This window comes from Streptomyces sp. NPDC058663 (assembly GCF_042716745.1).
GTDB lineage: Bacteria > Actinomycetota > Actinomycetes > Streptomycetales > Streptomycetaceae > Streptomyces.
The window spans coordinates 109,880-128,283 of sequence record NZ_JBHXRV010000013.1 but is presented as its reverse complement, the minus strand read 5'-3'; the positions used below and the strand labels follow the sequence as shown (position 1 = coordinate 128,283).

16 protein-coding genes are annotated in these 18,404 nt (G+C 70.0%); 6 read left to right on the top strand and 10 right to left on the bottom strand.

Annotated elements, in window-relative coordinates; translation table 11 throughout:
* Positions 1–119 precede the first annotated feature (119 nt).
* Entirely contained in the window at positions 120–869 is a 750-nt protein-coding gene (locus ACFWVV_RS12390) for an aspartate/glutamate racemase family protein (protein WP_384347295.1), read from the bottom strand.
* A 325-nt stretch (positions 870–1,194) separates the two neighbouring features.
* On the opposite strand from ACFWVV_RS12390, the gene ACFWVV_RS12385 reads away from it, so the two are divergent.
* Genes ACFWVV_RS12385 through menC form a run of 4 tightly spaced genes read left to right on the top strand, consistent with a single transcriptional unit; the run spans position 1,195 to position 5,268 of the window.
* On the top strand, positions 1,195–2,232 hold the full coding sequence (locus ACFWVV_RS12385; protein ID WP_384347298.1) for a dipeptidase: 1,038 nt from the start codon (positions 1,195–1,197) through the stop codon (positions 2,230–2,232).
* Positions 2,229–3,356, top strand: coding sequence for a M20 family metallopeptidase (locus ACFWVV_RS12380; protein ID WP_384347301.1), 1,128 nt, complete (start codon positions 2,229–2,231; stop codon positions 3,354–3,356). The genes ACFWVV_RS12385 and ACFWVV_RS12380 overlap by 4 nt, the downstream gene beginning before the upstream one ends.
* Entirely contained in the window at positions 3,353–4,171 is an 819-nt protein-coding gene (locus tag ACFWVV_RS12375; protein WP_384347304.1) for a GNAT family N-acetyltransferase, read from the top strand. The genes ACFWVV_RS12380 and ACFWVV_RS12375 overlap by 4 nt, the downstream gene beginning before the upstream one ends.
* Positions 4,168–5,268 carry an o-succinylbenzoate synthase gene (menC, locus tag ACFWVV_RS12370; protein WP_384347307.1) on the top strand — a complete coding sequence of 367 codons (1,101 nt, stop codon included), beginning with the start codon at positions 4,168–4,170 and terminating at the stop codon, positions 5,266–5,268. Before ACFWVV_RS12375 ends, menC begins: the two co-directional genes overlap by 4 nt.
* A gap of 92 nt (positions 5,269–5,360) precedes the next feature.
* On the opposite strand, the gene ACFWVV_RS12365 is transcribed toward menC, so the two are convergent.
* From ACFWVV_RS12365 to ACFWVV_RS12330, 8 genes are all read right to left on the bottom strand, one after another.
* Complete coding sequence (locus ACFWVV_RS12365) at positions 5,361–6,059, bottom strand: ABC transporter ATP-binding protein (RefSeq protein WP_384347310.1); 699 nt, start codon at positions 6,057–6,059, stop codon at positions 5,361–5,363.
* Complete coding sequence (locus ACFWVV_RS12360) at positions 6,056–7,885, bottom strand: dipeptide/oligopeptide/nickel ABC transporter permease/ATP-binding protein (RefSeq protein WP_384347313.1); 1,830 nt, start codon at positions 7,883–7,885, stop codon at positions 6,056–6,058. The genes ACFWVV_RS12365 and ACFWVV_RS12360 overlap by 4 nt, the downstream gene beginning before the upstream one ends.
* On the bottom strand, positions 7,885–8,895 hold the full coding sequence (locus ACFWVV_RS12355; RefSeq protein WP_384347316.1) for an ABC transporter permease: 1,011 nt from the start codon (positions 8,893–8,895) through the stop codon (positions 7,885–7,887). Before ACFWVV_RS12355 ends, ACFWVV_RS12360 begins: the two co-directional genes overlap by 1 nt.
* The gene (locus tag ACFWVV_RS12350; protein ID WP_384347319.1) at positions 8,892–10,454 is read right to left on the bottom strand and encodes an ABC transporter substrate-binding protein; all 1,563 of its coding nucleotides are present in this window, start codon (positions 10,452–10,454) and stop codon (positions 8,892–8,894) included. The genes ACFWVV_RS12355 and ACFWVV_RS12350 overlap by 4 nt, the downstream gene beginning before the upstream one ends.
* Before the next feature lie 138 nt (positions 10,455–10,592).
* Positions 10,593–11,498: a serine hydrolase gene (locus ACFWVV_RS12345; RefSeq protein WP_384347322.1), complete on the bottom strand. Its 906-nt coding sequence runs from the start codon at positions 11,496–11,498 to the stop codon at positions 10,593–10,595.
* Positions 11,499–11,523: 25 nt separating this feature from the next.
* The gene (locus ACFWVV_RS12340; RefSeq protein ID WP_384347325.1) at positions 11,524–12,429 is read right to left on the bottom strand and encodes a serine hydrolase; all 906 of its coding nucleotides are present in this window, start codon (positions 12,427–12,429) and stop codon (positions 11,524–11,526) included.
* Positions 12,430–12,460: 31 nt separating this feature from the next.
* On the bottom strand, positions 12,461–13,795 hold the full coding sequence (locus tag ACFWVV_RS12335; protein ID WP_384347327.1) for a serine hydrolase domain-containing protein: 1,335 nt from the start codon (positions 13,793–13,795) through the stop codon (positions 12,461–12,463).
* A 123-nt stretch (positions 13,796–13,918) separates the two neighbouring features.
* Positions 13,919–14,413, bottom strand: a complete 495-nt coding sequence (locus ACFWVV_RS12330; RefSeq protein WP_384347330.1) for an Lrp/AsnC family transcriptional regulator — start codon at positions 14,411–14,413, stop codon at positions 13,919–13,921.
* A gap of 260 nt (positions 14,414–14,673) precedes the next feature.
* Here ACFWVV_RS12330 and ACFWVV_RS12325 point away from each other — a divergent pair, with 260 nt between their 5' ends.
* Positions 14,674–15,261 carry an isochorismatase family protein gene (locus tag ACFWVV_RS12325; RefSeq protein ID WP_384347332.1) on the top strand — a complete coding sequence of 196 codons (588 nt, stop codon included), beginning with the start codon at positions 14,674–14,676 and terminating at the stop codon, positions 15,259–15,261.
* Positions 15,262–15,423: 162 nt separating this feature from the next.
* Here ACFWVV_RS12325 and ACFWVV_RS12320 read toward each other — a convergent pair whose 3' ends face one another.
* The gene (locus tag ACFWVV_RS12320; RefSeq protein WP_384347335.1) at positions 15,424–16,986 is read right to left on the bottom strand and encodes a PucR family transcriptional regulator; all 1,563 of its coding nucleotides are present in this window, start codon (positions 16,984–16,986) and stop codon (positions 15,424–15,426) included.
* 470 nt (positions 16,987–17,456) lie between these two features.
* Here ACFWVV_RS12320 and ACFWVV_RS12315 point away from each other — a divergent pair, with 470 nt between their 5' ends.
* Positions 17,457–18,287, top strand: coding sequence for an SGNH/GDSL hydrolase family protein (locus ACFWVV_RS12315; protein WP_384347338.1), 831 nt, complete (start codon positions 17,457–17,459; stop codon positions 18,285–18,287).
* The last annotated feature ends 117 nt before the right edge of the window (positions 18,288–18,404 follow it).

Here is an 18,404-nt window from a genome sequence, read left to right as displayed (position 1 = left end):
AGTACGGCTCAGCGCGGCGCCCCGTACCACTACCTGACGGACACCGTTAGGTAGTGGTCCGATGGCAACCCCTGCTCCCCCGGGGTCCAGGCCTGCTGCAGGGCTGCTACGAACCCAGTTCAATTCACTCTTCGTTCCGCGTGAGCCCGATGGAGGTCGGGAATGAGGACTGCGAGTGCGTGGTCGGCCAAGGAGGCGGTCGAGTCCAGGAGGGGAAGGACCTTATGCGCCTCGTCCGAGATCAGGGGAATCTCGGTGCAAGCGGCGATGACCATTCCTGCTCCCGCGTCGTGGAGTTCGCGGGTGGCGGCGGTAATGTGAGCTTGGGCGGGGGTGAGCTGATGTCCCTGTTTGACGGCTGCGATGGCGTTGTTCACGCACTGGTTCTGGGTGTCTTGGGTGACGTGGATGATGCGCAGGTCGAGCCGGTCTGCGGCAGCTTCGTACAGGCGTGCCCGGCGGGTGCCCTCGGTGGCGAGGATGCCCACGTTTCGCAGGGACGGTTCCCGGGCCTGGCAGGCGCGTAGGGCGATCGAGACCATGTCGAGCACCGGGAGGTCGGTGTGGTCGCACAGGGCATCTCGGTAGGCGTGGGCGGTGTTGCAGGGAATCGCCACACAGGTGGCGCCGGCCTGGGCGAGCCAGGACAGTCCGGTCAGCATCGCCTGGAGTGGGGAGGGACCTCTCCCCAGCAGGGCCTTGGTCCGGTCGGGGACAGTGGGGTCGGCCCAGATGGCGACAGGCAGGTGCTCCTGGTCGCGGCCGGCGGGCGTGCGGTCGATCAGACAGCGGTAGAAGTGGGCGGTGGCCAGGGGGCCCATGCCCCCGAGAACCCCCAGCAGAGGAGTTGGGGCGTGCGGCCCACGCACCTCCGGGTGTCTTCTGAGCTCTCCCGCGGGCGACCCCGTCGCAGGAGTCGGTGCCGGTGTGGCCGTTGGTGTCGGGTGCATGGACGTCAGTCTTCGGTGCTGCGTCTGCTGCGACTTCGTCGGTCGCAACGAAAGGCGATGAATCGGTCGGTGCGGTCACACCAGACCTGTTTGACCGGCCCGGATGTGGCGGGGGCGGGGTGGAGGTTGGGCCCGATGCGGTAGCCCGGTACGGATCAAGCTGGCTTTCTTGGGTCTCTACGACGAACTCTCTGCGCTCGCACTCTCATAGCGTCGGGAACATGTCTCTCCCAAGGAGCCGAAGATGACCCGAGACCTGCACGAGCGCGCGATCGTCGCCGATACACATAACGACCTGCTCATGTCCGTGGTGGAACGGCCTCCACACCGGTGGGCCAAGTTCTTCCGCGAACGGTGGCTGCCGCAACTGATCGAGGGCGGGGTGAACCTTCAGGTCCTGCCTGTCTTCGTGGACGATCAGTTCCGCCCCGAAGGGGCCCTGCGCCGCACCTTGCGGATGATCGAGTGCGCCCATGCCCTCGCCGAGGGCAACGCCGACGACGTCCACCTGTGCCTGGACGGTGGCGACATCGACGCCGCGCTCGCTCAGGACAAGATCGCCCTGGTGCTCGCGCTGGAGGGCGCGCCTGGTGTCGACGCGGACGTGGAACTGTTCCGTACCTTGCACCGGCTCGGTGTACGGGTGGCCTCGATCGCGCACTGGGGCCGCTCTCCGCTCGGAGACGGCAGCGGCGAGGACGCCACCGGTTCCAGGCTCACCAGCGAGGGCGTGGCTGCACTCGCCGAGCTGGAGCGCCTGGGCGTCGTCTTCGACATATCCCACCTCGGCGCTAGCGGTGTGGCCCACGTGCTGGAGCTGGCGACCCGCCCGCTGATCGCCTCGCACTCGGCGGCGCGCGCCCTGTGCGACCACCACCGCAACCTCACGGACGACCAGATCCGCGGCGTGGCCGCGACCGGCGGCGTCGTCTGCGTCAACTTCGTCCCGGACTTCCTGGCGGCCGATCCCGAGTTGCGGACCATCGAGCGCGTCGTCGACCACATCGAGTACATCGCCGACCTGGTCGGCATCGAGCACGTGGGTATCGGGCCGGATTTCCTCAAGGAGGTGGCAGCCGACATCACGCCGCCGTGCTGCGACGGTAACGACTACACGGGCGTGGCGCTGGACGCATCGCTTCCTGGCCTCGACGGCCCGGCCGAACTGCCTGCGCTCACGGAGGCGTTGGTCAAGCGCGGGTTCCCTGAGGACAGCATCCGTGCCGTCCTGGGCGGCAACGTTCTGCGGGTCTTCCGCGCCGGTCTTGGCAGGGGCCGATGAGCGGGGCCGGCCAGGAGGAACAGCTCTCCGCGATGCTCGCGGACCTGTCGGAGCTCGTGCTGTGCGAGTCCTTCTCCGCGGATCTCGACGCGGTCGCCCGCAGCGCGGACCTGGTGGCCGTGCAGGGGGCCCGGTTGCTGGGAGCCGAGCCGGAGCGGCTCGTCGTCGACGGAGTGACTCATCTGCGGTGGGCTTTCGGTGCGCCCCGGGTGCTGCTGCTCGGTCACCACGACACGGTGTGGCCCATGGGGTCGCTGGCCACTCACCCGTGGTCGGTGGCCGAGGGGGTGGCACGTGGGCCCGGGGTCTTCGACATGAAGGCCGGGCTGGTGCAGATGTTCCACGCGCTGGCCTCGCTGCCGTCCCTGGAGGGCGTATGCGTGCTGGTGACGGGGGACGAGGAGGTCGGCTCGGACACGTCGCGGGCGCTCATCGAGGAGACGGCCCGAAGCTGTGTGGCGACGTTCGTGCTGGAGGCGTCTGCCGACGGTGGGGCGCTGAAGACCGGACGCAAGGGCACCTCTCAGTACGAGTTGGTGGTCCACGGCAGGGCGGCCCACTCCGGGCTCGAGCCGGAGAAGGGCGTCAACGCGGCGGTCGAGGCGGCGCACCTGATCCTCGCGCTCGGCGAGGTGGCTGCCGAAGTCAACGTCGGTGCACCTGAGGACTGGCGGACCACGGTGACGCCCACGGTGGTCACCGCCGGTTCGGCGACCAACACGGTGCCCGCGACGGCGACGGTCAGCGTGGACGTCCGGGTACCGACGCTCGCCGCCCAGTCGAAGGTGGATACGGCACTGAGGGCGCTCACGGCGACCGTCTCGGGAGCGCAGTTGGAGGTACGCGGAGGGCCCAACCGTCCTCCCCTGGAGGAGATGTCGTCCGCCGACCTGTTCCGGCGTGCGAGTGCGCTCGCCCAACGGCAGGGACTGCCGCCCCTGGCGTCGGCGTCGGTCGGCGGGGCGTCCGACGGGAACTTCACCGCGGGGCTTGGCTGCCCGACTCTGGACGGTCTCGGCGCCATCGGCGGGGGCGCGCACGCCGATCACGAGCACGTGATCGTCGGCGAGATGGTCCCGCGGTCCCGGCTTCTCGCTGCTCTCGTCGCGGAGGTGGTCCGATGAGCACCCCGGTCGTGCGTGAGCTGCACGAGCTCAGCGAACTCGAAGAGGCCAACGCACTCTTCGAGCAGATCTGGGGTGCCGAACCGGGCGCCTCCCCGATGGGCGTGGAACAGATGCGAGCCCTCTCGCACGCCGGGAACTACGTTGCCGGAGCCTATGCGGACGGCGTGCTGATCGGTGCGTCGGTCGCTTTCTTCGCCGCCCCTGTCGGACAGGTGCTGCACTCCCATGTCACCGGTGCACTTCCCGGCCGTGCCGCAGGTCTCGCTCTCAAGTTGCACCAGCGCGACTGGGCCCTGACCCGCGGGCTCTCACAGATCACCTGGACGTACGACCCTCTCGTGCGCCGCAACGCTCACTTCAATCTGACCAAGCTCGGCGCACGCCCGATCGAGTACCTGCCCTGCTTCTACGGGCCGATGGACGACGCGATCAACGGCGGCGACGACACCGACCGGGCCCTCTGTTCCTGGGACTTGTCCCACCCCGCAGCCATCTCTGCCGCGGCAGGTGCGCCGCGTGCCGAGCCCGTGCCTGCCGAGGCTGTTACAGCGCTGGCTGTACGCGAGGGCCGGCCGGTCCTTGGCAGTCAGGACGCGCGCACTCTCCTCGTCGAGGTTCCGCCCGACATCGAGGGACTGCGCCGCACCGACCCGGGGGCGGCCAAGGAATGGCGGCTTGCGACGCGCGAGGTGCTGGGCGGCCTGCTCGCCGAGGGCGCCCGCGTCACCGGCTTCCACCACCGCACCGCTTACGTGGTCGAACGCGCCACCACCGCCCAGCCCCACCCTCTTTCTGGAGCCAGCTCACTATGAAGATCAACGGAATCGAACTGCGACGGATCGCCATGCCGCTGAAGGCACCCTTCCGTACCTCCTTCGGCGTGGAAACCACACGCGATGTACTGCTCGTCCGTGTCGTCACCCCGGAGAGCGAGGGCTGGGGCGAGTGTGTGGCGATGTCCGAGCCGCGCTACTGCTCCGAGTACGTCGACGGCGCCGTCGACGTACTGCGCCGCTTCCTGATTCCCGCGCTGCCCGAGGCGGTGGACGGGTATGCGGTCAAGCGGGCGCTGCGGCCCTTCAAGGGGCACAAGATGGCCAAGGCGGCCCTGGAGACGGCAGTGCTCGACGCCCAGCTCCGGATGTCGGGCGAGTCGTTCGGCGGGTACCTGGGTGCCGACCGCGACCGGGTCCCGTGCGGGGTGTCGGTCGGCATCATGAACTCGATCCCCCAGCTCCTGGACTCCGTCGGCGGGTTCATCGACGAGGGTTACGCACGCATCAAGCTGAAGATCGAGCCTGGCTGGGACGTGGCCCCGGTGCGGGCGGTGCGCGAACGCTTCGGCGACGACCTGCTCCTGCAGGTCGACGCCAACGCCGCGTACACGCTGGCCGACGCCCGCCAGCTGGCCAAGCTGGACGCCTTCGACCTGCTCCTTATCGAGCAGCCGCTCGCCGACGACGACCTCGTCCAGCACGCGGCGCTGGCCCGCCAGCTGCGTACGCCCGTCTGTCTGGACGAGTCGATCGAGTCCGCCGAGGACGCCGCGGCGGCGATCACGCTGGGTGCCTGCTCCATCATCAACGTCAAGCCCGGCCGGGTCGGCGGCTACCTGGAGGCCAAGGCCATCCACGACGTATGCGTGGCGCACGGCGTGCCGGTGTGGTGCGGCGGCATGCTGGAGACCGGCCTCGGCCGTGCTGCCAACGTGGCACTGGCGGCTCTGCCGGGCTTCACCCTGCCCGGCGACACGTCGGGCTCCAGCCGTTACTTCGCCACCGACATCACCGCCCCCTTCGAACTCGCCGACGGCCATCTTGACGTGCCGACCGGGCCGGGCCTGGGCGTGGAACCGGTGGCCGGCTTCCTGGACGAAGTGACGACGTCCAGCGAATGGGTCCCGCTCTAGGACGCGCCCGCCCCGCTTCTGCGGGGGAAGTGAGAACGGCTTCGGGGCCGGCCCTTGGAGGGTCGGCCCCAAAGCCGTTCTTCTGTGCCGGTTCAACTGCGGGCGAGCCGTGGGACCGCGTCCAGCAGGGAGCGCGTGTAGTCGTGGCGGGGCGTTCCGATGACCTCGTCGACGGGGCCCGCCTCCACCAGGCGGCCCGCGCGCATCACGGCGACGGTATCGGCCACGTAGCGGACGACGGCCAGGTTGTGCGAGATGAACAGCATCGACAGGCCGAGTTCGGTGCGCAGATCCCGGATCAGGTTGAGGACGGCTCCCTGCACGGACACGTCCAGGGCGGAGGTGATCTCGTCCGCGATCAGCAGTGCCGGTTGTGCGGCCAGGGCGCGGGCGACGGCCACGCGCTGGCGCTGGCCGCCGGACAGCTCCCGGGGGTACTTCTGTGCTGCGGCGGACGGTAGTGCGACGAGGTCCAGCAGCCGTGCGACCCCTGCTGAGCGTTCGGTACGGCGGGCCCGTGGGCCGAGCCCTTCCGTGATGGAGGCGCCCACGGTCATGCGGGGGTTGAGGGAGGAGTAGGGGTCCTGGAAGACCATCTGGATGCGGGTACGGTCGATGCCCGTGATCTTGCCCCGGCAGGGGGTCAGGCCGGCGACGGCGCGCGCGACGGTGGACTTGCCCGACCCGGATTCGCCGACGAGGCCGACCACCGACCCGGCCGGTACCTCCAGCGAGAGGTTGTCGACGGCGGTGAACCTGCCGTACCGCACGGTCAGTTCGGTGATCTTCACTGTGCCTCCCAGCAGGCGGCACGGTGGCCGGGGGTGAGTTCTACGAGGTCCGGGCGTACCTGGCAGCGGTCGGTGGCCAGAGCGCACCGTGGTGCGAAGGCGCATCCGGAGGGGACTTCGGCGGGTGCGGGCTGGCGGCCGGGGATGGTGTCCAGGGGCTGTGTGCGGTCGGTGCTCATGTCTGGAAGGGAGCCGATCAGTGCCCGGGTGTAGGGGTGGGCGGCCTCGGTGGCGAGCTTGTGCACGGACAGCTCCTCGACCACCCGGCCCGCGTACATCACCACGACGCGGTCGCAGAGTTCGCTGACGACGGCGATGTCGTGCGAGATGAACAGGGCGCCGGCGCCGCTGTCGTCGACGACCTCCCGCAGCAGGCGCAGTACTTCGCGCTGGACGGTGACGTCGAGGGCGGTGGTCGGCTCGTCGGCGATGATCAGTTGCGGGGTTCCCATGAGGCCCATGGCGATCACGGCGCGCTGGCGCATGCCGCCGGACAGTTCGTGCGGGTGCTGGCCTGCGGTGGTGTGCGGTTCGCGGATGCGGACCTGGGTGAGGCGCTCGACCGCGCGCTCGTGCGCCTGCGTCTTGGTGGCTCCGGAGTGGACGGTGGCGACCTCGGCGAGCTGGCCGCCGATGCGCAGGGCCGGGTTGAGGGAGGCGGTGGGGTCCTGGAAGACCATCGCCAGGGACGAGCCGAGGAGCTTGCGCCGGTCGTGGGCGTTCAGGGTGTCGACGTCGGTGCCGCACAGCCGGTAGCGAGCGGCCGTCATCTGTCCCGGGTAGGGGACGAGGTGGCCGATCGCGGCGGCGGTCATACTCTTGCCGCTGCCGGACTCGCCGAGCAGGCCGACGATCTCGCGGGCCCGGACGGTCAGCGAGAGGTTCCGTACGGGATGCGCGTTGCCGGGGAAGGAGACCGTCAGGTCGCGGACCTCCAGGACCGCGTCCGGCTCCGGCGCCTCGGTGGCCGGCTCCGCACGGGGGGCTGTGACGGTGCCGCCGGTCTGCGAGTTCCGTGCCGCGGCTTTGGCGAACGTGTCGCCGAGCAGGGTGAAGCCGACTCCGGCGAGGGTGACGGCGACGGCGGGTCCGACGATGACGACGGGAGTCACATAGACGTGGCCGAACGCCTCGAAGAGCAGGCGCCCCCAGTCGTACGACGGAGGTTGCACGCCGAGGCCGAGGAAGGACATCGCGGAGAGCCCGAGCAGGGCGCCGCCCATGGCCTGGGTGAGGTTGAGGATGAGCGGTTCGGCGATGTTCGGCAGGACGTGCCGGGTCAGGACGCGCAGGCGTGGCACCCGAAGCATGCGGGCGGCGGCGATGTAGTCGGCCTGGGCGATCGACGAGGTCAGGGTGTGGGTGATGCGGGCGAACGTGGGCGCAAGCGCCACCCCGATGCCCAGCACCGCACCCTGTGCGCCGAGCCCGACGATCACCGCGGTGAACATGGCCAGGAGCAGCGAGGGGAAGGCCACCAAGGCGTCCACCACACCGACCACGAACCGGCCCGTCCGGCGGGGCAGGACGGTCGGCAGCACGCCCAGCAGTATGCCGAGGAACGCTCCGATCGCGGTGGCCAGGGCCGCCAGTTCGAGGGAGAGCCGGGTGGCGACCAGGGTGCGGGCCAGGAGGTCGCGGCCGAGTGCGTCGGTGCCCAGCGGATGCGCGGCAGAGGAGCCGGCGTTGATGGAGTCGGGGTCGAACCGGGTGGCCGCCTCGTCCCAGAGGAGCGGGGCGACGACCGCGAGGACAATCAGTACGGCGACGAGCAGTGCGCCGATGAGGGCGGACGGATTCCTGAACAACTTCCACGTGCGGTGCATCAGTTCTCCTTGCCGGCGCTCAAGGCGGACTTCGGGTCCAGGGCGCCCAGAGCGAGGTCGACCACGAAGTTCACCGTGAGCACGATCGCGCCGTAGACGAGGATCACGGCCTGGGCGACGGGATAGTCCTTCTGCGTGATCGCCTCGACGGTGCGCAGCCCCAGCCCCGGCCAGGCGAAGACGTTCTCCACCAGCACACTTCCGGTGATCAGGCCGCTGAGCAGCAGGCCGCCCATGGTGAGGGTGGCGGTCAGGGTGTTGGGCAGCAGATGCCGCACGTAGAGCCGCCCGGAGGGCAGGCGCTTGGCGCGGGCCAGGCGCATGTAGTCGGAGCTGAGCTCGCGCAGGGTCTCCACCCGGGCCACCCGGGCGATCATCGCGGCCGGCCCGATCCCGAGGGCGAGCACGGGAAGCACGTACGAGTTCGGACCGGTCAGGCCGGCGGGCGGGAACCAGCTCAGCCCGAGCGCGAACACGATAACCAGGGCGAGGGCGTACAGGTACTCGGGGACGGCCACGGCGGCACCGGTGAGTACGCCGAAGGTGCTCTCGGTGCGCCGGCTGCGGCCGTTCTCGGTGCGGACGGCGCCCCACATGCCCAGCGGCACCGCGACCAGCAGTGCCACGAGGGTGGCGAGCAGGGCGAGCGCCAGGGTGTTGGGCAGGCCGTCGCGGATGACGGTCGACACCGGTTGCGCGGAGAGGAACGAGGTGCCCAGGTCGCCGCTGAACACATCGCTCAGGTAGCGGCCGAACTGCACGGGTATCGCGTCGTCGAGCCCGAGCTCGTGACGTCGCTGCTCGATGAGCTCCTTGGGTGCGGAGGGGCCGAGCATCTTGCGCAGCGGGTCGCCGGGGATGAGGTGGATCATCGCGAACGAGGCGACCAGCAGTGCCGTCAGGGAGAGGATGAAGCGGATCAGGTGCCGGGCGAAGAACCGTGGCGTCAGGGTGCGGGCACGGGTACGCGCGGGGTCGGACACTTCGTGTGCGGGTGCGGCGAGAGTCATTGTCCGTCTCCGGTCATCCGGATCGAGGTCGGTTCGAAGAGGCCGGACATGATCCGGAAGGTGGCGTTGCGGGCCGCGACGGTCGCCGTGCGGTCCACGACCGGGACGATGTCACCGCTGCGCAGCAGGGCTTCCTCGGAGGCCTGCCACTGGGCGCAGCCTTCGCTTCCCGGCCGTTTGCCCGCCTCGGCGACGAGCCGTTCGTAGCGGGTGTTGGTGAGGTGGGCGAAGTTTCCGCCGTCCGGGGTGAAGGGCCCGGACAGCATGCCGAAGAGCTGGGTGGGGAGGGTGACGCCGAGCGGCTCCCAGATCACGTCCCAGTCCTGGGTCACCGATTCCACCTCGGCGTACGCGGCGTCCACGACACCCCGCAATTCGACCTGGACGCCCACGTCCTGCCACGCCTGCGCCAGGTACTCGGCGGCGGCAGTGGCGGCCTCACCGGAGGAGGCCCCGTACACCATGCGGATCCTGAGAGGTGTGCCGTTCTTGGTCCGGGTACCGCTCTTGCCCCGCTGCCAGCCGGCGGCGTCCAGGGCCTTCTCGGCGGCCGCCTGGTCGGGGGCGGGCAGGTTGCCGGAGACGGTGTCGCCGGGGCACGGGCGCGGGTTCTGGACGAGTCCGGTGGCTTTGCGGCCGGTTCCGCTGGAGGCGATGGCGCCCAACTGCCGCAGGTCCACGGCCTGGAGCAGTGCCCGGCGCAGTGCCGGGTCCTGTCCGGGGTGGCCCTTTCCCTGGTGGAAGAAGAACTCGGAGGGGCCGATGGACTGCTCGGTGATCGTCACACCGGGGATCTTCTGCATGCGGGCCCGGTCGGGGCCGTTGAGCATCGCCCCGTTGAGCTGGTTGGAGATCATCATGTTCGCCGCGGTCTGTTCACTGGGCACCACCTTGAGGGCGAACGTGCCCGGCATCCTGGGGTCCTTGGCGGTCGCGCCGCCGGGGCCCCAGGTGTAGTCCTTGCGCAGCTTGTAGGTGTAGAGCTGGTTGGGCCTGGCCGAGGTCAGAGTGAACGGCCCGGAGCCGGATGTCGTACGGGCCAGGACGGAGCGGTCCTTCAGCCCCTTGCCGCACACCAGGAACATGAACCGGGTGCTCTCCAGGATGAACGCGAACGGCTTCGGCGTGGACAGCGTCACCTTCCCCGCAGCCGTGTCCGCCTTCGCGGTCAGCCCCTCGGGGACGGTGACGCCGAGCGTCGGCGACTTGGTGGCCGGGTCGGTGAGGTGGCGTACGTTCTCCGCGACGGTGGCGGGGGTCACCGGGCTGCCGTCCGAGCAGGTCACGTCCGGCCGCAGGGCGAAGGTGACCGACGAGGGGCCGACCTCCCAGCTCCGAGCGACGCCGGAGACGACCTTCCCGTCCGGTTCGACGTGGACGAGGGTGTCGTAGGCCAGGGACAGCGCCGTGTACGTGGTGGTGTTGCGGACCTGTGCCGGATCGAGCAGGCCCGGATCTCCTTTGACGGCGAAACTGAAGGTGTCACCGCCGACCGAACCGGCCGAGGGGGGACTGCCGCAACCGGCGGCCAACAGCATCGCCGCGGTACACCACGCCATACACCGTGCCGCCTTGCGCACACGTGTCATCGAGGGCTCCAAAAGCAGAGTGAGCAGGGGGGTGGGCCATGGGCGGCCGGGGAACCGGGTGTCCGGTTACAAGGGGGCAGGCTCGATAAGGACGGCGGGAAGGCCGGCTCAGGCGCGGAGGAATTCGATGGCGGCCCGTGCCGCCTGTCCGATCGCTGCGTCCGCGCGGGGCTGCCGGTCGGCCATCGAGTGCGTACGCAGGAACACGGCGACGGCGTAACGGCTGCCATCGGGGTACTCGACGACACCGGCCTCGTTGCGGATGCCGAACTCGGTGCCGGTCTTGCCCGCGATCCGTACGCCGTCCTCGAATCCGGAGGTGAGCCGGTGCTGCCACACCTGCCGGCCCATCACGGCCCGCACCTCCGCGCACGCCTCGGCGGGCCCGGCCCGGTCCTGCCAGATCGCCGCCAGCAGCGCGGTCACCTCGCGCGGTGTGCTGGAGGGCACCCGGGCGGGGTCGCGCACGCTGAGCCGGCGAATCGTCTCCTCGTCGGCTGCGGCCACCCAGGAGTCGAAGTCGGCGTCGGGCGGCATGTGCAGGTCGCGGCGTACGGGCTCGTCCAGTTCCCGGCACCCGGAGACCCCGAAGCCGGGGAAACCGAGGGCGTCGAGGGTGGCACGGACCTCCGTCAGGCCGACGACGTCCAGAAGGAGGTCGGTGGCCGCGTTGTCGCTGATCGACATCATCAGGTACGCGAGGTCGCGGGTGCTCAGCTCGATGTCGTACGCACACCCGTCACTGCCCGAACCCCCCATCCGGTAAGGGGCGGTGACCGTGTGCCGGGCCTGCCGGTCGAGTGTTCCGGACGCTGCCTGGCGGGCGTACTCCAGCAGGATCGGCACTTTGAACACGGAGGCCAGGACGACCCGTTCATCGGCACGCAAGGACACTTCGGCCTCGGTGTCGAGGTCACGCACGTGCACGAAGCCCTCTGCCCCCGCGTCGTTGAATATCGAGCGCAGCGTCGGGGCCGGGGTGGGCGCTGGGGTGGTGGATGGGTCGGTGGTCATGGGTACTCCTTGAGCGGGGGCTGCGTCAGGCCCGGAGGAGGTCGATCGCCGTGCGGGCTGCGCGCCCGATCGCGGCGTCGGCCTTCGGCTGGCGGGTGGCCAGGGAGTGGGTGCGCAGGAACACGGCGACGGCGTAGCGCTTGCCGTCGGGGTACTCGACGACACCGGCCTCGTTGCGGAGGTTCCACATGAAGCCGTTCTTGGCCGCGACCTTGATGCCGTCCTCAAAGGCGGCCAGGAGGCGGTGCCGGGAGAGCTGGCGTGTCATCAGCTCGCTTACTTCGGCGCACGCCTGCGCCTGGCCGGCTTCGTCGCGCCAGATCGCGGCGAGCAGTGCGGTGACTTCGCGAGGTGTGCTCGCCTGCGCGATCTGCGGGTCGAGGATCGACAGCGCGCGGATGCGCGCCTCGTCGATGTGCTCCAGCTGGGCGTCGATATCGCCCTCGGGGTCGATGCCCAGCTCGGCCCACTCGTGGCCGTACAGCTCACGTCCGGTGCCGACGGGAAATCCGCTGACGCCGAGTTCGTCGAGGGTGGCCCGTACGCGGTGGGCGCCGACGAGGGAGAGCAGGGTGTCGGTGGCGGCGTTGTCGCTCATCGCCATCATGAAGTACGCCAGGTCGCGGGCGGCCAGCGTCACGTCGTCCAGGCACCCGTCGGTGCCGATGCCGCCGCCCTCCTTCTGGGCCGCCCGCACCGTGTGCCGGGAGGCCCGGTCGAGAGTGCCGGCAGCGGCCTGGCGGGCATATTCGAGCGCGATGGCGATCTTGCGCACGGAAGCGAGGACCACCGGTTGGTCAGCCCGGTAGGCGATCTCGGCCCCGGAATCCACATCGAGGACGTGGACGAAGCCGTCGACCCCGGCATGGTGGAAGAGAGAAGGGAAGAGCGCGGCCGGTGCGGGCGCTCGGAGGGAGGAAGGTGCCGTCACGGCTGCTCCTGGCAGGTCGGGTCCGGAGGGTTCAGCGGACCCGGGGCGTGGCCCGGCCGCTGTAGTGGAGAAAGGCGGTGCCGTCGGGCCGCGTCTCGAAGACGACCGCGTCCCACAGGGACGCGTCGTCGAGACGGCAGAGGAAGGTGTGCTCGTCGATCGCGGTCAGCGGGAAGTCGCGCGAGGGGGCGAGTCCTTCGAGGGCTCCGGTGGGCTCGGACCGCAGCCACAGCCCGCCTTCCCGCACGGATGCGGTGAGACGGCTTCCGGCCCGTTCGTACACCCCGGCATGGCGCGCGGGCTCGGCGGCGACTGGCCGCGCGGGGGGCGTTGGCGGGGGCGGCACGCTCACCTGGGCCAGCTCGGCGAACGCCTCGCGGGCGAGGGCGTGCTGGAACTCGAAGGTGCGGCCCCCGTTGGTCAGCAGCGCGACCACCGTTTCGGCGTGCGGCAGCACCCACAGCACGGCGTGCTGTCCGATGGTGTCCCCGCCGTGAAAGGCGACCTGCTGCCCGTCCCAGGTGGTCAGGCCCCAGCCGAGACCCCACTGCTCCGCGTCGCCATGCGGGTTGGGCACGTCCACCTGCGGCACCCGCAGCGCCTCCGGATCGGCCAACAGCCGTCCCCGTTCGAGATGGGCCAGGCCGAACTCGACGACGTCGGCGGCCCGCGCGCACACGAGCCCGGCCGGGCCGATCGACCTCGGCAGCCCCCACGTTCCCACGGGCGCGCCGTCGTCGTCGTGCCCCAGAGCCGTTCCGTACCGCAGGGCGTCCTCGGGCAGGGTGCAGGTGTGCGTCAGCCCGAGCGGCTCGACGATCTGCCTGCGCAGCGCGTCGTCCCAGCCCAGTTCGGTGAGGCGCTCCACCATCCGGCCGGCGACGACGAAGGCGGCGTTGCAGTACGACTGCCCGTCACCGGGAGCGAACAGCTGCTCCAGCCCGGCGCACGCCTGGACGTACTTCTCAAGGCAGTCGTCACCGCGCCCGGTATCGACGAACAGGTCCCCGTCGATGCCCGAGGTGTGGGTCAGCAGATGCCGGACGGTGATCTTCTGCGTGGCTTCGTCGTCCCGCACGCGGAATTCGGGCAGGACGTCCACCACCGGGGTGTCCAGGGCGATCCGGCCCTCCTCGACCAGGAGCGTGAGCTGTGTGGCCGTCCACACTTTGGTGATCGACCCGATCTGGAACAGGGAATCGGCCGTCACACGTGCGCCGGTGCTCCGGTTCAGAACTCCGGCAGCAAAGGTATGGATGGGGCCCTGGCGGTGTGAGAACGCCAGCGAGGCGCCCGGTATGCCGAACTCGGCAGCCAGCGCGGCCAGGCGGTGATGCCAGTGACTGTGGTCGGCAGGAGACGTCACGAAACCGTCCTTGAGACGAAGGGAGAGCGGCGGGATCGCCACACTATGGCTGTATGTCGTCGCTGCTCATGGCGGCGGAGACGAAAGAGCTGGGCGATGTTCATCCGGGGCTACGAAGACGGCTCATGCCTGGTCGGTGAAACCGGGGCCGTCTGCTTCCTCGAAGACCAGCCAGGTACGGGAGCTCCGCACTCCGGGCAGTGCCTGGAGTTCTCGCAGGACCACGTCCCGCAGGGCCTCGTTGTCCGGAGCCCGTACCAGGACCAGCACGTCGAACTCGGCGCCGACCAGGGCGAAATGATCCACGTACGGCACAGAGCGCAGCGCCTGGCACAGGGCACGCCAGGCAGCCTGGTCGATGGAGAGCGTGACATAGGCAGTCGTCCCCAGCCCGACGCGCGCCGGATCGAGACGGGCGGTGAACCCGCGGATGGTCTTCTCCGCCAGCATCCGCTCTATCCGGGCGTACGCGCTTGCCCTGGAGATGTGCACCCGCTCGGCCAGCGCGCGCACGGAGATCCGGCTGTTGCTCACCAGCTCCGCGAGCAGCGCACGGTCCGTGGCATCCACCGGTGTCTCGCGCCGGCCGGGTCCCGGCGCCTGCGGCAACTTCGGCATGACTGCATCCTTCTCGCAGACGGCCCCGCTCCCACGGCGGGCGTCTGGGCATCCTGCGCGACAGCCGCTCAGGGCAGGTGGTGGTGGGGTACGAACAATCCGGCCACCGTTCGTGCCAGGCGATGACCCCTGCTCCCGGCTGCGGTGCCTAGGGTGAGAGCAGCGGTCGCCGGCACCTCTTGCCGGATCCGACTCCGCCCGTACCTCGCACGTCGTGCGGAGGGCGGAGAAACGTTTCTTCGGTCCCGTGGGAGATGAACATGCCGTTGCTCGACGTTGACGACTGCGCTCTGGTGGTTATCGATGTGCAGTGCGACTTCTACCCGGCCAAGCGCCTGGACGTCGATCGCCTGCGGCTGAGCGAGACCGTGCAGCGCGTCGCCTGGATCGCCGCAGCCGCAGCGGAACTCAAGGTGCCGACCGTGGTGACGGAGGAAGAGCCCGACCACAACGAACGCACCGAGCCGGCCATCGTGCAGGCCCTGGCGGCCGACGCGCAGACCTTCCCGAAGAACGCCTTCGCCGTGTCGGACAACCCGGACATCGCCGCGGGAATCGAAGCGACCGGCCGGCAGACCATGGTCCTGGTGGGCCTGGAGACCGACATCTGCGTCGCCCACTCCGCCCTGCAGCTCCAGGCAGCGGGCAAGCGGGTGGTCGTCGTCGACGACGCCACCTTCTCCCCGGGCCCGGCCCATACCGCAGGGCTGCGACGGCTGACGGCCGCGGGCATCGAGACGCTCTCCACCAAAGAGCTCTTCTACGACTGGGTACGCACCATCGAGCGGGCCAACGCCTTCCATCGCGCCACCCCGCACCTTCCGGTCCCGCCCGGCCTGCGGTTCTGACCAGGCCCGGTCGGGGATACGAACGTCCGCCCGCACGCGCCGTCACAGGGGCGGTGCGGGCGGAAGCCAGGGGGAGATGACCCGTCGGCGACACCTTCCCACCGGAACGTGTCGCCGGCGGGTCATCGGGGCGACCGGAGCCGCCCGCAAGGCGTCCGGGCCTCAGCCCTCCCTGGCGGACTGCGGCACCGGGTCCGGCAGCAGGCGCAGTTGCAGCATCAGGGCGAAGCGCACCGACGGGTCCCCCAGATCTGCCTCCGCCACCTCCGCCACCCGCCGGATCCGGTACCGGAACGTGTTGGGATGGACGAAGACGTTCGCCGAGGCGGTCGGGATGTCCCCGAAGGCGTCCAGCCAGGCGCGCAGCGTCTCGACCAGGTGTGACTGGTGCTTGGCGTCGTACGCCGACAGGCGGGCGACGGGGGTGAGCGGTTCGTCGCCGTACAGGGCCACCGAGTCGCGCAGTTCCAGCAGCAGCGTGTCGATGTAGACGTCGCCGATCGCAGCGACCCGCCTGCCGGTGCGCCCGTTCAGCAGTACCCGCAGGGCCCGGTCCGCGCTGGCCCGTGAACGTCCCAGGGCGGAAGGGTCGGTGGCAAGGGAGCCGATGCCGATCACCGCCCCCGTCCGCCGGCCCGTGCGCTCCATGAAGTTCCCCGCGATCTGCTCGGCCCGCTGCCTTCCCGCCTCCGGGTTTCCGGGCACCGGGACGATGGCGTAGGCGACATCTCCCAGGAGAGCGAGAGCGGAACGCGGCTGCACCGCGTTCAAGTGGATGCCCAGGGCACTGGTGAGCCGCTGCCGTTCCGCCGCGACCTGCGCATGGTCCCCGGCCTGGGAGGTAAGCCCCATGGCCATCACCACGGTGGGCTCGTTCCCGAACCCGAGCCGGTCCAGAGCGTGGGCTGCCCCCGCGCCGCCCTCCAGCACGGTGCTCACCAGGTCGGCCCGCAGCCTGTTCTGCGCGTCCGCACCCGCCCGGTACCGCAGCAGGTGCAGGGCTACGAGTTTCGCCGCGTCCTGGAACGCCTGCTCCCGGTCGGGCGTCAACGGCTCGCGCACCGCGGCCCACACCGATCCCAGGAACTCGTCTCCCGCACGTACCGCTACGGCCACCCGGGGGATCGCGGTCTCCCCCTCCTCGATGGTCGCCGGCGCGATGTGCACCGGCCGGTCGCTGCGGTACAGCTCGCCGAAGACGCCCCGGCTCTCCAGAATCCGCAAGTACCCGTTCGGCACCTGACGCGCCAGGATCGTGGCCACCCTCGACTGATCCGCCTCGTCCTGCCGCCCGGAAAAGGCAAGGATCCGCGAACGCCGGTCCTCGATCGTGATGGGTGCGTCCAGCAGCGTCGCCACCGCGTTGGCCAGGGCGAACAGGTCCCCCGACGGCACGCCGCCCAGAGTCTGCTCACCGGCGTCTCCCACGTCCCCCTCAGTGAGCAACGTCCGCAACAGAGCGGTCAGCTGCGACCAGGAGGCCCCCTGGGTGAGGGCGATCAACGCCACCTCCGACGCGGCCGACACTGCGGCAAGCTCCTCGCTCCGCTCCACCGGGCCCCGCACCACGAGAGCAGCCGCACCATGGGTACCCAACTCGTACAGAAGCCGGGCGATCTCCTCTGCCCCGTAGACGGCGACGCCCAAAACGATCGCCTGGGACGGGTAAGAAACCTCGTCCCCCGGGTCATGAATGACCACACCCCCCACGTCATCGGCCAGCACGGGATCTCCTTGCACGAGGTCCAGCAGGGACGGACCAAGATCTTCAAGCACACGGCTCAGGCTCGTGCGGGGACTCATCGGCATCTCATTGATCACCGCCCCAGGCTAGGGCGACGCCCATGTCCCGAGTTCGTATCCCACGACAGGATTTGCCGTGGAATTCGTGTGAGTGCACCATGCGGTGGGCGTTCCTGGGCCTCACGTGGTTGTCAGAGCCCCCCACACGACTGCGGACACCGGTCGTACCGTTCGCGTTTCCCCTTCTCGGGACCGTCCCGCGAACGGCACCGTTCCCCGCCTGCTTCCTGGTGGGCCTTGGCCCAGGTGTGCCGTGTGGCCCGTGACATACCGGGGTGCGGGGCGGCCTTCATGACCACGCCTGCCGCGGCGTGTGACAGGGCTTCCTCCGGCGTGTGATGAAGCGATGACAAGCTACCTGCCCAGCTGTTTCATCGGTTCTGCTGGAACACATGAACAACAACGAGACCACCTCTTCCAGCCTGCGCCGACGGACCGTTCGGCTCGCCACCCAGGTCGCATTGATCGCTGTTGTCGGCGTTCTCGGAATCACCGCTTGCGGGAGTGCCGACACCCCCAAGAGCTCCGCGGGCGCAGACGCGGGGAAGTCGGACGCGGCCGGTCCTGCGGCGGAGAAGGGTGGGAAGCCCGCCAAGCTGCTGTGGATGGGCGATTCCATCGGCGAGGCCCAGGCCCCGGCGCTCGGTGCGGCAATGAAGGCCGACGGCGTCGGGTTCAAGTCGATGGCGGCCGCGGGCGGGGGCGGGGTCATCGGTGAGATCGCCGCGCCCACCTGGGAGAGCCTTCCCAAGGAGCTGAGCTCCTTCAAGCCGGACGTCGTCGCCTACCAGATCACCACGTACGACTGGGGCACACCGGCCGAGCAGAAGGCCGGCTACGAGAAATTGGCCAAGACGGTGAACGACGCGGGCGCCGAACTCGTTCTCGTCTCCGCACCGCCCTTCAAGATCGACGAGTTCTACAAGGCCAACGAGGCGGCGATTAAGACCGCGCCGAAGTCAGCTCAGGACGTCGCCGCCAAGAACCCGGACAAGGTCCACTTCCTCGACGCCTCCTCCCTGTGGGGCACCGACAGCGCAGGGGCGAAGGCTCAGCGCAGCAAGGACGGCATCCATTCCTGTCAACAGGGCTCGGCCGCGTTCGCCCAGTGGTTCGACAAGGAACTGGGCAAGCAGTACGCCTACACGCCCGCCCCCGCCGCCGATTGGGCCACAGGTCCCTGGACGGGCGACAAGGTGTACGGGCCGCTGGACTGCAAGTAGTCCCGGCCCACCCTTCGCCCCGACCCGCCCTTCACCCCACCCCGCGCGCCGCGCCGCGCCGCCTGCACCGTCCTCGTACGCCTGACGGGCGGCGGCCGGCTCTCGCCTCGATGTCCC

What these genes read in the sequence shown, in the direction of transcription:
- ACFWVV_RS12385 (WP_384347298.1), top strand. Translation starts at nt 1,195, where the DNA reads ATGACCCGAGACCTGCACGAGCGCGCGATCGTCGCCGATACACATAAC.
- ACFWVV_RS12380 (WP_384347301.1), top strand. Translation starts at nt 2,229, where the DNA reads ATGAGCGGGGCCGGCCAGGAGGAACAGCTCTCCGCGATGCTCGCGGAC.
- ACFWVV_RS12375 (WP_384347304.1), top strand. Translation starts at nt 3,353, where the DNA reads ATGAGCACCCCGGTCGTGCGTGAGCTGCACGAGCTCAGCGAACTCGAA.
- menC (WP_384347307.1), top strand. Translation starts at nt 4,168, where the DNA reads ATGAAGATCAACGGAATCGAACTGCGACGGATCGCCATGCCGCTGAAG.
- ACFWVV_RS12360 (WP_384347313.1), bottom strand. Translation starts at nt 7,885, where the DNA reads ATGCACCGCACGTGGAAGTTGTTCAGGAATCCGTCCGCCCTCATCGGC.
- ACFWVV_RS12355 (WP_384347316.1), bottom strand. Translation starts at nt 8,895, where the DNA reads ATGACTCTCGCCGCACCCGCACACGAAGTGTCCGACCCCGCGCGTACC.
- ACFWVV_RS12350 (WP_384347319.1), bottom strand. Translation starts at nt 10,454, where the DNA reads ATGGCGTGGTGTACCGCGGCGATGCTGTTGGCCGCCGGTTGCGGCAGT.
- ACFWVV_RS12345 (WP_384347322.1), bottom strand. Translation starts at nt 11,498, where the DNA reads ATGACCACCGACCCATCCACCACCCCAGCGCCCACCCCGGCCCCGACG.
- ACFWVV_RS12330 (WP_384347330.1), bottom strand. Translation starts at nt 14,413, where the DNA reads ATGCCGAAGTTGCCGCAGGCGCCGGGACCCGGCCGGCGCGAGACACCG.
- ACFWVV_RS12325 (WP_384347332.1), top strand. Translation starts at nt 14,674, where the DNA reads ATGCCGTTGCTCGACGTTGACGACTGCGCTCTGGTGGTTATCGATGTG.
- ACFWVV_RS12315 (WP_384347338.1), top strand. Translation starts at nt 17,457, where the DNA reads ATGAACAACAACGAGACCACCTCTTCCAGCCTGCGCCGACGGACCGTT.